This is a genomic window from Marinitoga hydrogenitolerans DSM 16785, assembly GCF_900129175.1.
GTDB lineage: Bacteria > Thermotogota > Thermotogae > Petrotogales > Petrotogaceae > Marinitoga > Marinitoga hydrogenitolerans.
Genome location: NZ_FQUI01000052.1, coordinates 1 through 14,372, shown reverse-complemented (window position 1 = coordinate 14,372; position 14,372 = coordinate 1). Strand labels below are relative to the sequence as shown.

The 14,372-nt window shown below is 26.4% G+C and carries 17 protein-coding genes; 10 read left to right on the top strand and 7 right to left on the bottom strand.

The features are described 5' to 3' along the window. The first annotated feature begins 324 nt into the window (after positions 1-324). From BUA62_RS10360 to BUA62_RS10345, 4 genes are all read left to right on the top strand, one after another. Positions 325-741: an OsmC family protein gene (locus BUA62_RS10360; protein ID WP_072865980.1), complete on the top strand. Its 417-nt coding sequence runs from the start codon at positions 325-327 to the stop codon at positions 739-741. 1 nt (position 742) lies between these two features. Next, positions 743-1,564: an Mrp/NBP35 family ATP-binding protein gene (locus tag BUA62_RS10355; protein WP_072865979.1), complete on the top strand. Its 822-nt coding sequence runs from the start codon at positions 743-745 to the stop codon at positions 1,562-1,564. Next, a complete protein-coding gene (mtnA, locus tag BUA62_RS10350) occupies positions 1,561-2,598 on the top strand; it encodes an S-methyl-5-thioribose-1-phosphate isomerase (RefSeq protein ID WP_072865978.1) in 1,038 nt (345 codons plus the stop codon). Before BUA62_RS10355 ends, mtnA begins: the two co-directional genes overlap by 4 nt. 155 nt (positions 2,599-2,753) lie before the next feature. Then, on the top strand, positions 2,754-3,428 hold the full coding sequence (locus BUA62_RS10345) for a HesA/MoeB/ThiF family protein (RefSeq protein WP_072865977.1): 675 nt from the start codon (positions 2,754-2,756) through the stop codon (positions 3,426-3,428). Between the two features lie 69 nt (positions 3,429-3,497). On the opposite strand, the gene BUA62_RS10340 is transcribed toward BUA62_RS10345, so the two are convergent. The 7 genes from BUA62_RS10340 to BUA62_RS10310 are packed head-to-tail and all read right to left on the bottom strand — an operon-like array spanning position 3,498 to position 8,207. Further along, the gene (locus BUA62_RS10340; RefSeq protein WP_072865976.1) at positions 3,498-3,983 is read right to left on the bottom strand and encodes a MogA/MoaB family molybdenum cofactor biosynthesis protein; all 486 of its coding nucleotides are present in this window, start codon (positions 3,981-3,983) and stop codon (positions 3,498-3,500) included. Next, positions 3,983-4,456, bottom strand: coding sequence for a cyclic pyranopterin monophosphate synthase MoaC (gene moaC / locus BUA62_RS10335; RefSeq protein WP_072865975.1), 474 nt, complete (start codon positions 4,454-4,456; stop codon positions 3,983-3,985). The genes BUA62_RS10340 and moaC overlap by 1 nt, the downstream gene beginning before the upstream one ends. Before the next feature lies 1 nt (position 4,457). Beyond that, a complete protein-coding gene (gene moaA / locus BUA62_RS10330) occupies positions 4,458-5,399 on the bottom strand; it encodes a GTP 3',8-cyclase MoaA (protein WP_072865974.1) in 942 nt (313 codons plus the stop codon). Positions 5,400-5,404: 5 nt separating this feature from the next. Beyond that, positions 5,405-6,181, bottom strand: coding sequence for an ABC transporter permease (locus BUA62_RS10325; RefSeq protein WP_072865973.1), 777 nt, complete (start codon positions 6,179-6,181; stop codon positions 5,405-5,407). Further along, on the bottom strand, positions 6,153-6,809 hold the full coding sequence (locus BUA62_RS10320; protein ID WP_159429523.1) for an ATP-binding cassette domain-containing protein: 657 nt from the start codon (positions 6,807-6,809) through the stop codon (positions 6,153-6,155). Before BUA62_RS10320 ends, BUA62_RS10325 begins: the two co-directional genes overlap by 29 nt. Before the next feature lies 1 nt (position 6,810). Continuing rightward, positions 6,811-7,734, bottom strand: coding sequence for an extracellular solute-binding protein (locus BUA62_RS10315; RefSeq protein WP_072865972.1), 924 nt, complete (start codon positions 7,732-7,734; stop codon positions 6,811-6,813). A gap of 17 nt (positions 7,735-7,751) precedes the next feature. Beyond that, entirely contained in the window at positions 7,752-8,207 is a 456-nt protein-coding gene (locus tag BUA62_RS10310) for an MOSC domain-containing protein (RefSeq protein WP_072865971.1), read from the bottom strand. A 372-nt stretch (positions 8,208-8,579) separates the two neighbouring features. Between BUA62_RS10310 and BUA62_RS10305 the strand changes: the two genes are divergently transcribed. The 6 genes from BUA62_RS10305 (at position 8,580) to BUA62_RS10285 (ending at position 14,296) form a co-directional block, all read left to right on the top strand. After that, positions 8,580-9,815: a molybdopterin molybdotransferase MoeA gene (locus tag BUA62_RS10305; RefSeq protein ID WP_072865970.1), complete on the top strand. Its 1,236-nt coding sequence runs from the start codon at positions 8,580-8,582 to the stop codon at positions 9,813-9,815. Between the two features lie 344 nt (positions 9,816-10,159). After that, positions 10,160-10,315, top strand: coding sequence for a hypothetical protein (locus tag BUA62_RS11585; RefSeq protein WP_159429522.1), 156 nt, complete (start codon positions 10,160-10,162; stop codon positions 10,313-10,315). Beyond that, on the top strand, positions 10,312-11,247 hold the full coding sequence (locus BUA62_RS10300; RefSeq protein WP_072865969.1) for a hypothetical protein: 936 nt from the start codon (positions 10,312-10,314) through the stop codon (positions 11,245-11,247). The genes BUA62_RS11585 and BUA62_RS10300 overlap by 4 nt, the downstream gene beginning before the upstream one ends. A gap of 280 nt (positions 11,248-11,527) precedes the next feature. Further along, positions 11,528-11,902 carry a hypothetical protein gene (locus tag BUA62_RS10295; protein WP_072865968.1) on the top strand — a complete coding sequence of 125 codons (375 nt, stop codon included), beginning with the start codon at positions 11,528-11,530 and terminating at the stop codon, positions 11,900-11,902. 37 nt (positions 11,903-11,939) lie between these two features. After that, positions 11,940-12,398, top strand: a complete 459-nt coding sequence (locus tag BUA62_RS10290; protein ID WP_072865967.1) for a hypothetical protein — start codon at positions 11,940-11,942, stop codon at positions 12,396-12,398. A gap of 599 nt (positions 12,399-12,997) precedes the next feature. Further along, positions 12,998-14,296 carry a chemotaxis protein CheW gene (locus BUA62_RS10285; RefSeq protein WP_072865966.1) on the top strand — a complete coding sequence of 433 codons (1,299 nt, stop codon included), beginning with the start codon at positions 12,998-13,000 and terminating at the stop codon, positions 14,294-14,296. The last annotated feature ends 76 nt before the right edge of the window (positions 14,297-14,372 follow it).

Sequence of the window (14,372 nt, the reverse complement as noted above, 5' to 3'; positions counted from 1 at the left end):
ATAAAAAGTTAGCCACACACTTTTTCGACTGACCTAGATTTACACACCTCAAATACGCATTTTACCGTCCAGTTTTCCTTAAAATTCCAAAATTACTGTCAAAGGCAGGAGGATAAAAATAATCAAAAGAATTTTTTGAAATATTTTAAGCATATATAACCTCCAGAAAATTATATTTTTTTATATTATACCTCAAAAACAGCAAAACTCAAAAATATTATAGACGATTTTTAAAAATAACGTTATACATTATTATAAAAATGGATGTATAATTAATATGAAGCAAAATCAAAATTATAAAAATTAATACTGGGGGTAGAAAATATGGAAATAGAACTAAAAAAAAGTGTGGGTATGCAATTTGTATCTAAAACACCATCTGGACATGAAATAATAATAGATGCTTCTCCTGAAATTGGCGGAACAAATAGTGGGCCAAGAGCATTAGAATTATTTTTGTTGGGAATTGGTGGATGTACAGGAATGGATGTAGCGATGATTTTAAAGAAAATGAAAGTAAATTATAAAGATTTAAGAGTAAAATTAGAAACGGAGAGAAATGAGAATCATCCAAGATATTTTAATAAAATAAATGTGAAGTATATATTTAAAGGTAAAGATTTACCAATAGAAAAGTTAGAAAGAGCAGTAAAATTGTCTCAAGAAAAATATTGTTCAGCTTCTGCAACTGTTAAAGGAATGGCAGAAGTCACGTATGAAATAATAGTTGAGGAGGAATAAAATGGTTGATAAAAAAGTGCAATTTAATTTGCCAAATCAGGAAGAATTAAAAAATATAAAACATATTATAATGGTAATGAGTGGAAAAGGTGGAGTTGGAAAATCAACAATAGCAGTAAATTTAGCAGTTGCCCTTTCATTAGAAGGTAGAAAAGTTGGATTAATGGACATTGATATGCATGGTCCAAATGTAATGAGAATGCTTGGTGGAACAGAAAAAGATCATCCTTATCAGGTTGGAGAGAAAATAGTTCCCCCAGAAGTTAATGGTGTAAAAGTTATATCAGTTTCCCAATTTGTCCCAGAGTCAGGAAAACCGATAGTATGGAGAGGTCCTATTAAAACGGGAACTATAAAACAATTTTTCAATGACATAGAATGGGAAGAGTTGGATTATATGATTATAGACGCACCTCCTGGAACAGGAGATGAACCATTAACAGTAATGCAAATGTTGAAAAAGTTTGACGGAGCTATAATAGTCACAACTCCATCTGAAGTTTCAAAAGATGATGTAGAAAGAGCAATAAACTTCTTTACGGTGATGAATAAAAAGGTGTTAGGCTTAGTTGAAAATATGGCATATTTTGAATGTCCAAGTTGTCACACAAAGCATTATATATTTGGTAAAGATGGAGCAAAATCATTAGCAGAAAAGTACAAATTACCAATTTTAGCTGAAATTCCAATTAGTGAAGATATAAGAATAAATATGGATACAGGAAAACCTGCAGCATATTTTGGTAAACCAGAACATGTAGCTCCTTATGTTCAATTAGCAAAAAGGGTTATAAATGAAGTGGAAAAGGATGATAAAGAATGAGCAAGTTAAAGACTATAACTATGGAATGGACAGGAAGTTCATTAATTTTAGTCGACCAAAGATACTTGCCATTAGAAGAAATTTATGTAACCTGTAAAACTTATAAAGAAGTAGCTGTAGCAATAAAGGATATGGTAGTAAGAGGAGCTCCAGCAATAGGTGCTTCGGCAGCTTTTGGATATGTTCTTGGAATTAAAGAATTTATGGGTACAGAAAATTTCGATGAAAAAATGAAAAACGTAAAAGAAACATTGGCTAACACACGCCCGACAGCTGTAAATCTTTTTTGGGCACTAGATAGAATGGAAAAGAAGTTTAAGGAAATAAAAAATGAAAAAAATTTAATAGAATTAATAGAAAAAGAAGCATTAAATATAGCTTATGAAGATATAGAAGCAAATAAAGCAATGGGGAAATTTGGTGGTGAATTATTAAATGATGGAGATACAGTTTTAACTCATTGTAACGCAGGAGCATTAGCAACAGTTGATTATGGAACAGCTTTAGGAGTTATTAGAGGAGCAAGAGAATTAGGGAAAAATATAAAAGTATATGCTGATGAAACAAGACCATATTTGCAAGGAGCAAGATTAACAGTTTGGGAATTATATAAAGATGGTTTTGATGTTACTTTAATTTCTGATAATATGGCAGGATGGGTAATGAAGCAAGGGAAGATTAATGCAGTTATTGTTGGCGCAGATAGGATTGCTGCTAATGGCGATGTTGCAAATAAGATAGGAACATATTCTGTGGCCGTATTGGCAAAAAAACATGGAATTCCCTTTTATGTTGCTGCGCCTTTATCCACAATAGACTTAAACACTCCAACAGGTGAAGAAATTCCAATAGAAGAAAGATCTCACAAAGAAGTTAGATATTGCCACAAATCAAAAATGGTTCCAGAAGAAATAAAGGTATATAATCCAGCATTTGACGTAACTCCTAACGAATTAGTAACTGCAATAATAACAGAAAAAGGTGTTGTAAAATCACCATATATAGAAAATTTAAAAAAGTTATTTGAAAAATAATATAACCGAGGGCAACCTCGGTTTTTTTTTAATTCTTAATAGTTGAACTTGTTGTGAAAATATGATAAAATCAAGGTAAATAAACAATATCTCTGAAGCTTTTTGTTTTGAGTTATGATATGAAAAAATGATATTAATAATTCTGTCAGTAGGAGGTGATTAATATATTAAGATATAATAGGCATGTAAAATTATATAAAAATTTTGAAAAAATTAGAGAATCAAAAGTATTGGTAGCTGGAGCAGGAGGATTAGGATGTAATGTTTTAATGCATCTTTCCAGATTAGGTGTTGGTGAATTGTATATTTATGATGATGGAATAGTTGATATGCCTGATTTAAACAGACAAATATTATATGATATAGAAGATTTGGGAAAAACTAAAGTGTTTGTTGCAAAGGAAAAATTAAATAAAATAAATCCATATATAAAAATTCATATTTTTAATGAAAAGATTACTAATAAAACAACTTTACCAGATGTTAATGTAGCAATAGATTGTTTTGATAATTTCGAAAGTAGAAAAATTTTAGACAAAAAAATACATGAAAAAAAAATTCCTCTGATACATGGTGGTGTAGAAAGATTTTTTGGCCAGGTAACTGATATAATTCCTGGAAAAACAAAAACATTAAGAGAAATATTAGGAAATATAAAAGATAGTAAGGAAATAAAATTAGTGGTTCCATATTCTGTATCTATAATAGCATCTATTCAGGTAAGCGAAACAATGAAGTTGATATTTGAAGATTATGAGAATATGTTGATAAATAAAATGTTAATTGTGGATCTATACTTTAATTCTTTTGAGGTTATAGAGTTAAAGTAATAAAGATAAAAAATCGGGCAAAATTTATGTTGTTGCCCGATTTTTGTTAATTAATATTATTTATTTCATTTACCTTGCACAATCTCCTCCTAAATTTTTAATTTTATCGATAGCATGAGGAATAGCAGGTAATAACACGTTTAAATTTTCTTTCACAGCTTTTGGGCTACCAGGGAGATTAATTATAAGTGTTTCGTTAGCAATACCGACTATAGCTCTCGACAACATACCATGTGGAGTATGTTTTAGAGCTTCTACTATCATTGCAATTTCCATACCATATATTCTTTTTTCAATAACTTTTAAAGTTGCTTCTGGAGTGACATCTCTTGGAGTCAAGCCAGTTCCTCCTGTAGTTAGAATTAAATCAATGCCTTCTTTTTTTATTAATTCTTTCAATTTTTTAGTGATTAATTCTTCTTCATCTGGAAGAATTTCATATCCTACTAATTTGCTATTTATAGAAGTCATAATTTCTTTAATAACCTTTCCGCTCAAATCCTCCCTCTCACCTTTTGAACCTTTGTCACTTAACGTTAAAATAAAGTATTTCATTAATCATCACCTCTTATAAAATGTCCGCTTTTTCCACCAGATTTTTCAAGTAAATATATTTCTGATATTTCCATTTCTCTGTCAACAGCTTTACACATATCATAAATAGTTAGTGCAGCAATATTAACAGCAGTTAATGCTTCCATTTCAATCCCTGTTTGTGAAGCAGTTTTGGCAAAAGAAAATATTTCAATATTATCTTCATTTATTTTAAATTCAATATCTATATTTGAAATGAAAATATTGTGACACATAGGTATTAAATCTGAAGTTTTTTTTGCACCCATTATTCCAGCAATTTTTGCAGTTGTTAAAACATTTCCTTTTTTTATTCCGCCATTAATAATAGCCATTAATGTAGCTCTTTTCATTTTAATTTTCCCATGTGCTCTTGCAATTCTAAGAGATATCTCTTTTTTAGAGACATCAACCATTTTTACATTTCCATTTTCATCAATATGTGTAAATTCCATATTATCCCCCCATTTTATGCATAGGTGTTTCTTTTTTAAATTCATGTAAAAAATGTCTTTTTGGTTTTTTTAATATAGCCAATTTGATTTTTTCTTTTAATACATCTTCCTTAAAAATAATATTTTTTATAGATATATTATAATCAAAAGCTAAACAAGGATAAATTTTCCCATCTGAAGAAATTCTTATTTTATTGCATAAAGAACAGAAATTATGGGTTATAGCAGCAATAAAGCCAATATAAGCATTTAATTCTTTTATTAAATAATATTTTGATGGTCCAGAACCAAATGTTGTTTTTATAGGTATTAAATTATATTTTTCTTTTACTAATTTTTTCAGTGTATTTTCACTTATAAAATCATTTTCACTGTAATTATTACCGATAGGCATTAATTCAATAAATCTAATGGGTATTTTTCTTTTTGCAGAAAAATTTATTAAATCAAAAATTTCTGATAAATTCTTTTTTTGAATTACAGTATTGATTTTTACCTTTAAACCAACTTTTAAAGATTCTTCTAACCCACTTAATACATTTTGTAGATCATCCCTTTTTGTAATTTCTTTAAAAGTATTTCTATTTAGAGAATCAAGACTAAAATTTACATCATTTAATCCATTTTCTTTTAATTTTTTTGCTAAAAGAAGCATTAGAGAACCGTTTGTTGTAAGACTAAAAGAACCAAAATATTTTTTTATAATTTTAGCAATATCTATAATATCAGATCTTAGGGTAGGTTCTCCACCAGTAAGTCTGATTTTTTTGAATCCTAATTCTTTTAATATTTTTATCAAATTTTCAATTTCTTTTAAATTTAATATTTCATTTTCTGGTAAGAACTCCACGTCTTCACTCATACAATAATTGCATCTAAAATTACATTTATCTGTAAGAGATAATCTAACATACTCGATTTTTCTTTTAAAATTATCAATCATAATTATTACCTCGATTCTGTGTATTTCCAAAAATTTTGTATAATTCTAATGAACATAAAAATAATCATTGACATAATAAAAATCAAAGCGGTTATCGCAAGTGCCTGTTTTAAACCATAACCTTGGAATTTATCGTAAGTTAAGACAGATAATGTCATCGGATAATAAGCCAAAATTGCAACAGCGCCAAATTCTGAAATACTTCTTGCCCACATTAATAATGATCCAGTAATTATTTCATGTTTTATCATTGGTAAAGAAACAAAAATAAAAGTCTTAAAGGGAGTTGCACCTAATGAGCGAGCAACCTTTTCATATCTTGGATCAATTTTTTTAAATCCTTCTTTCACAGCGTTTACAAATACACTGAAACTTAAAAAACTCATTGCAGCAACAATGCCCCAAAAAGTGTGTACAAAAGATATACCCACAATGTTAGCGCTTTTTCCAATAAGAGAATTTCTACCTAATGTCATTAATAACGCAATTCCTGCAGCAGTATGTGGGATAGTTTGGGGGATATCAACAATAGCTTCTAAAATAGATTTGAAAGGGAAATTATATCTTACAATTCCATAAGCAAAAGGAATACCGAAAATTATTGATATTAAAGTTGCTAAAAAAGCGGCACCAAATGTTGTTTTTACAGTAGTTAAAAATTCTCTACTTTTAGAAATTTCAAGCAATAATTTATAATCAACATTTAAAAATACGGTTAAAAAAGGTAATATAATAGCTATAATAAAAAGAAAACTAATAATTATAATTATATTCCTGAACATTTGATTCCTCCATTAACCTACCTTTGTAAATTTTATAGATCTTAGAATTATTAATAATTTCATTTTTATCATGGGTTACATGAATAGTAGTTAAATTATATTCTTTATTAATTTCATGTAATAACATTAAAATATCTCTTTTTATTTCCTGATCAAGAGCAGATAATGGTTCATCTAATAATAATATTTTTGGTTTTGTAACCAAAGCTCTTGCTAAAGCTACACGTTGTTTTTCTCCACCAGAGAGTTTTTGAACCTTTCTATCTAAAATATGAGAAATATTTAATCTTTCAACGATATAATGAAAAAAATCGATATCATTAATTTTTTTCATTTTCATTCCAAATTGTATATTTTTTTCTACATTTAAATGCGGGAAAAGATGATAATTTTGATATACAAATCCAACATGTCTATGTTCTGGCGGTATTTTAGTAATTTCTTTATTTCCAAAAAAGATTTTTCCATCATGTTTAATAAATCCAGCAATTGATTCCAAAAATAATGTTTTACCAGAACCTGTGGATCCAATTATATAAACATATTCTCCGGAATTGATTTTTAAATCATTGATTTGTAGTGAAAAATTGTGAAAGTTAAGTTTAAAACCTATAATCGAAATTTCCAAATCAATACCCCCATAATAGCTTTAAATCATCAGGTAACTTCTCTGGATAATCAGTTTTTGCAAATAATGACATACCTTTTTCTTTAAATATTTTTTTTCCTTTGTCAGAATACATAAATTTAATAAACTTTAAAGCTAAATCTTTGTGTGGAGCATTTTTTAATAGTGTAAAACCATAATTTATAGGGCTTCCATATGCTCTTACTTTTTTTCCGTCTTTTCCAAGAATATTAACAAAAGCTTTTTTATAATTATTTTTAAATTTTATTGAAGATAAATTTATTTCTTCAGGGAATTCTAAATATTTTAAATTATGTTGGAAAGCTGTAGATTTATACAAAAAAGCATAGTCTAGTTCATTTGCTTCTAAATATGAGACCAAATCAACAGATTTCTTTAATATAAATTTATTTTTTGCATTTAAAAATTTTTCGTATAAATCGTTAATATTATAGTATGTTTCTGCTAATTGCATAGTCATTAATGTCCTATATCCACATGGATCTAGATCAGGATTTGAATATCCGAAGAGGACATTTTTATTAAAAATAATATTAAACCAATTATTTTTATTTATTTCATTTTCGTATTTAGATTTATCAGTATATGCCAAAACCATACTATTATTTGAAAAAATAATATTAAAATCTGCAAATTTAGGATATAAAAATTGTGGGATGATCATATAATCAGCAACAAATGCAATATCTGCTAATTGATTTAATTCCGTTATTTTCCTCATAACAACTAAACTTCCAGAACCCATTAATTGAACGGATATATCAGGATTTTCTTTTTCAAATTCAATAGAGATAGCCTTTAATACATTTGTTAATGAACCTGCATGTAAAATAATCAAATTTTTAGAAAATGAAGTATAGGATATTATTATAATTATTATTAGCAACATAAACACCTTTTTCATTTAAAAACCTCCCAAAACTAAATATTTGTTAGTTCATGGGTATAAAAAATAACAGAATCCCCAACTTTAATTTCTCCACCTTTCAATACTTTTAAAAATATTCCTTCAATAGGCATAACACATTTTCCAATTGTTTGAGAAATTGCACATGATGTATGACATTTCTTTCCGATTTGTGTAATTTCTAATAAAGTTTCTCCTATTTTTACTTTTGTTCCAACGGGAAGTTTATAAATATCTCCATTTTTTACTGTAATATTTTCCGCAAAATCTCCATATTTTAATTCATATCCTAAATTTCGCATCTTATCAATACTTTCTTCAGATAACATAGATATTTGTCTATGCCAATTGCCAGCATGAGCATCTCCAATTATTCCCCAATTTTCTTTGATTTCAGCTTTTTGTACAGGTTCTTTTACAACACCTTTTCTTTTTGAAATATTAATAGAAACGATATAACTTTCAATCATAATTATCACCTCATTAAAACCTTGATTTTTTCTTAATCTCAAATTTTTTATTTTTAAAAAAATGCACCTTTATCAGGTGTAATATAAATTTTAATAGAATATTTTTTGATTCTGTATGGGAATTTTGTTTATCTTTCTCCCGATAAAATTGTTAGTATTATTAATTATAACATTTTTCATTTTTTTTACAAAACATCGTGACGATATTTCGTAAAGATTAAACAGTAAATAATCTTCATTTTTTTGTTATTTTATTGTATAATTTAAAAAGACCTATGTTTAATAAAGTATTCAAAAGTAAGAGATTATTGTACTACTAACAAGAGAATTCAGGTAACTTAAAGAATATTAAAAAAAACGGGAGGTAATAGGATGAAAAAAAGATTTCAGGTATTTGTTCCAAGAACAGAAGTTTACGAAAAATTTATTGATAAATTAAATATTAGAACAGAAATTATAGAATTAAATACAGAAAAATCTATTGGCTATGCTGCAGCTGAAGATATATTGTCTCCAGAAAATTTGCCCGGGTTTGACAAATCAACAATAGATGGTTATGCGGTAATAGCTGAAGACACATTTGGCGTAAGTGATGGAAACCCAGCTTTTTTAAAAATAGTAGGAGAAGTTTTCATGGGTGAAGAATATATAGGAGAAATAAAATCAGGTGAATGTGTGAAAATACCTACAGGTGGAATGCTGCCAGATGGGGCAAATGCATGCATAATGATTGAAAATACCAAAGAATTTGGAAAAAGAGTTGAAATTTATAAATCAGTAGCTCCTGGTGAAAATATTTTAAAAAAAGATGAAGATGTAAAAAAAGATAGTATAGTAGTAAAAAAAGGTGAAAAAATAAATACAGGACATATTCATAATTTAATGAGTTTAGGAATTACAAAAATAAAGGTGTATAAAAAGCCAAAAGTTTGTATTGTCCCAACAGGAGATGAGGTAGTAGAACCATCAGAAAATAGGATAAAAACTCAAATTAGAGATGGTAATTCATATGCATTAATGGCATGGTTAAAATTACAGGGTATTGATGTTGAAAGATATAGATTAATAAAAGATGATCCGGAGGAATTTAAAGAAGGAGTTAAATGGGCATTAGAAAATGGTGATATTGTAGTAATATCAGGAGGTAGTTCTCTTGGATCAAAAGATTATTCCTTATCAACAATAGAACATTTTGGAGAAGTTTTATATAATGGAGTACAGGTTAAACCAGGGAAACCGGTAATATTTGGAAAAACAGATGAAAAAATAATCTTAGGGTTGCCAGGTAATCCTACATCATTTGTTGTAAGTTCATATTTGTTTTTATTCCCAACTATAAGAAAAATATCAGGATTTAGTAATTTCATACCAAAAGTAGATAAATATGTAAGAATAAGTACAAATGTCCCAACAGCACAAGGAAGAGAAAGATTTATATTTGTAAAATTGGAAAGAAAAAATAATGAATTTTTAGCACATCCTATTCTTGGAGAATCTGGGATAGCCTCTCCATTCAGAATGGCTGATGGAATTGTAAGAATTCCTTTGGGGAAAGAAGGATTATATAAAGATGAAATATGTGAGTTTTATTCATTTAAAAACATCTAAAAAAAGAAATTAAGGCGCATACATTTGGGAATATTCTAGAATATAATTTATCTAATATTTTGATGTCTAAAGAATATTCATGGTTTAGATATAAGGTTAAAAATGCATTATTTCCACCGTGTGCAGATTTTTTATTAAACTATATAAAACAAAAAAATAACTATATTAATATATCAAGTGATATATTAATCCTGTAAATTTATTGAATTTTAGAAATATAAAATTCGTGGAAATTTTACCGCGAGTTTATTTACTTTTTTTTTTTTGATAGAATGATAAATGAATAAATTAATATTTTCTGCTGGTGCCAGTTTTATTAATCAAAAAGTATTGGAGGGATGGTAGTGAAAAGATGGTATACTTTTATCGTATTAATTATGTTATTTATAACAAGTTTAAGTGCTGCTACTATTATAGGTAGTGAAGATGAATATCATTATTCCTATTTGAACAGTTCAAAGTTGGGAAAAACAGCATGGGAAAAGGAGGATTTTATATGAAAAAATACATTACATTTATAGTATTTTTTATAACTTTAACTATGGTTATTTTTGGGGAATATAATATTATATTCAAAGATGTTGTGAGAAGTGTAAAAACATTTACTATAAGGAAATATAAGATAAAATATTTCAATTTGAAAGAATTGGAAAATAAGATGAATATTGATAATTTATCAACTGGAAAATCAGGAGGTATAATCACTTATTCTAATGTAGAAAATAAAACTAAATTGTATATATCAAATATAGACGCTATTACTACATGGAAAGTATATGAAGTTGATAGTAATATATTAAATCCTATTAACTTTAGTAAAAAAGTTACAATATACAATAATAAAGCACTTATTATTGATATTCAACATAGAGAAAAAAAATTAAATCTTTTTCAATATGATTTTTCTACAAAAAAAATTAATTTGTTATATTCTTTAAAGGATGTATTACCAGTTGATCCTCCAAAAATAAAGTACAACGAAAATTATTTTGTTTATTATATATTAAATGGTTATAAAAAAGATGGAAAAAATAACGATATTCAAGAATTATATCTCTATAATATAAAAGATGAAAAAAATATTAAAATTGTTGAAAGTAATGGTATTAGTCATTTTGATGTAAATAAATCTGGTAATATTGTTTACGTAGAATATAATTCGATAAAATATTATAACAGCAAAGATAAAACGATAAAAAAAATAGAGTTTGACAAATTATATCCAGAAATAATAATGGATGAACCATATTTCGTAACTTTTTTGAACGAAAAGGATATAGCAATATATAGTAATGAAAAATTAGTGATATTTGATATTGAAAAGTGGAATATAAAGGATGTTATATATGATATACCAGAAAATATTGTTGGATTAACTGGTTTGAATGATGGAAGCATTTTAGTAAATATTTATGATTATAAAGGAGAATAATATGATGAAAGTTCGTATATTGATAATTTTTCAAATGTTGTAGATTTCTATTTAGACCCAAATTTTGAAACAGTAGTGATAGAAAATTTGATAGAGCATCTACAAAAATATGAAAACTATATACGAATAAGAGGAATATACGTTCAAAACACATTGAAATTAGCAAAAGAGATTGGTATTTTAGATGAGATATATCAAAAATAGAATTAGAGATATAGTTATATGTTAAGTTGGAAATTATAAAATCAAAAAAGTTTAAAGGGTGGGGAGAGATGGTATTTTGGTATTTAAAAATTATTTTGAAAATGGTGAGTTAGCAAAACAGGAAATATTTGATAATAAAGGTAATATAGATTATATTTCAAACAGAAATGGAAAATGGATAAAAAGCTGGGAAAAGATTTTTGCAATAGCTGAATTACATTATGCTAATGTAATTGTAGAAATAAAAGGTCGATCATATTATAAATATTATAATTATGGAGTATATGAAACTCGAAGCGAACCAGCTGAAAGAAAAGAAGTAAAAAGAAATGTTGAAGAAATAAAATCATTGAATTATGGTAATCATTCTAAATTGTTATTAATAGCAAAGGAAAATTATTTTACATATATAAATAACGGTACATATTATGTATGGTATGAAATACCGTAATTAATTAAAAATTTTCAAAAAATAAAGGTGAGATTTTATGTTTGATTATTTGGAATATTGGAAAAATAGTGAATTTCGTTTTAAATTTATAGTTTTTGTAATTTTAATAATAATATCGTATTTCCAATTAAAAACAGCCTATAATTTATACTTTAATCCAATATATATACTTGAAAAATATTATTCATCAATGAGAGAAGCAAGAATAAAATATGATAGTTACAATAAATCATATGAAAAATATCATTTTTACTATTATCAACCTAAAGAAAAATTAAGGGAATATTTGAATGAAATGATAGAAGAAAGAAGAAAACATGTATTAAATTCTGAAAAAGTTGAAAAATTAATGAGAGAATATTATAAAGAACTAGAAAAAGAAGAAATAATACTTAATATGCTCGTTTCTTTAGATGAAGAAGATAAATTATATAAAAATATAAAAACAACTAAATATGGATATAATGTGTATTTAATAAATCCAATGGTAGTGTGATATACGTTAAATTTTAAAGATGACGTTATAGAAAAACGTATATATGAGGAAGAACTTAAAAAAATTAAATATTCGGAAAATGCAGAGATTACATTTTATATTGTAAGGACATGGAAAGGATTAAAAATTGATTGGATGAAATCCGTATATTTGTTAAAATAAATGGGATTATTCGGGACTATCCAAATTGCCTATGTACATTTTCTATGGGATTCGTGGTATATATCAGCTTCCTAATAGGTTCTGAATATTTAAAGTAAGCGAGTTCCCAATTATTTTTCCATATTTGTACTACTAGGGGTGTGTTTCGCCCCATTTTCCTGACTTTGACCGTATGAATTCATAATTAGAGTAAATATTATAAATTTTAAATAAAATATTAAAGTCAATAAAAGAAATTACAGCGAAACTAGAAAGCATAGCTGTTAGTGTTGAGGAACAAACAGCAAATATAGAAAACATTTCATCTGAAGCAAGACAGTCAACAGAATTAGCTGAAAGATTGGAAAAAATAGTTGAACAATTTAAATTAAATTAAAAAATGTAGTATAATGTAAATGAGTAAAAAAGCAAAATAAAATCCAAAAGGTGGTGAGAAAATGCCACAATATATAAGTGTTATATTAAATAAAGAGAAATATGCAATACCTATGATTAATGTTCAAGAAGTTGTGAAATATGAAAATATTGTAAAAGTTCCAGGTTCTGATAATTACATAATAGGGGTTATTAATTTAAGAAATAAAACTATACCTATAATGAATCTTAAAGATAAGCTTAATCTGAGGAAGGATATTTCAAAGGATTCAAAAATTGTTATTTTAACAAAAAAAGGAAGTAATTTGGGCATTATAGTTGATGATACTTCTGAAATAATTGATGTTGGAGAAAAAGATGTAGAAAAAATAAATAATAATAACTTCTCAACAGTTATTAGAAAAAATGAACACTTATATAAGGTTATAGAAATAGATAATCTTTTTGAAGGTGATTTTAAAGATTATACAAAAGAAATATTAGATAAACATATAAAAGATGAGCATGAGGAATTAATTCAAATTTTAAAGTTTAAATTAGGAAATGAAATAATGGCCATCCCAGTAGAAAATGTACAGGAAATAGTAAAAAAACCCTTGATTTACTCTATTCCAGATATGCCTAATTTCGTAAAAGGGGTTATGACATTAAGAGGCGAAATAATACAAATTATAGATTTAAATGCGTTATTTAAAAAAAATAATTTAAACTTAAAAGAATTAATAATTATAAAAATCAATGGTATAAAATTTGGACTTCATGTAGAAGAAGTAAAAAATATTACAAGTGTAGAAATAAATGCTATAAACAAATTGCCAGTAACATCGAAAAACTCGAAAGTTATAGGAGTGATAAATTTAAATAGTGAAATAATTACACTTTTAGATTTAGAAAAAATTTTTGATGAGTTGGGAATAGAAATAGAAAAAATTGTATTAGATGAAAATGAAAAAGGAGAAGAGACAATTGATGAATCAAAATTGTTTTTAATTTTCAAGTTAATTGATGAAGATTATGCAATAGAAATAGAAAAGGTAAGAGAAGTTACAGTATTGGAAAACGAAAAAGTTAAAGATGTAGTGAATATCAGAGGTGAAGTAATACCCCTAATAGATTTAAACGAAAAATTTAATAATAAGAATACCAATTCAAAAAATATAGTAATAATAAAAGGAAAGGAAAAAGATTTTGGATTAATTGTAGATGAAGTAGAGGAAATTACAAGAATAAACAAAAGTAAAATAGAAAAAGTACCTGATGAGGTTATTTCAGATACTTCTACAGGTGAGTATTTAAAAAATATTATCAATCAAGATTCTAATTTGATTTTTATTATCAATGCAGAAAAATTAGAAATGTAATGTAATAGCAAAGTAAAAATTTCGATATTTAGAAGAAGCTTAGAGCTTCTTCTTTTTTCTCTTGTTTTTATACATA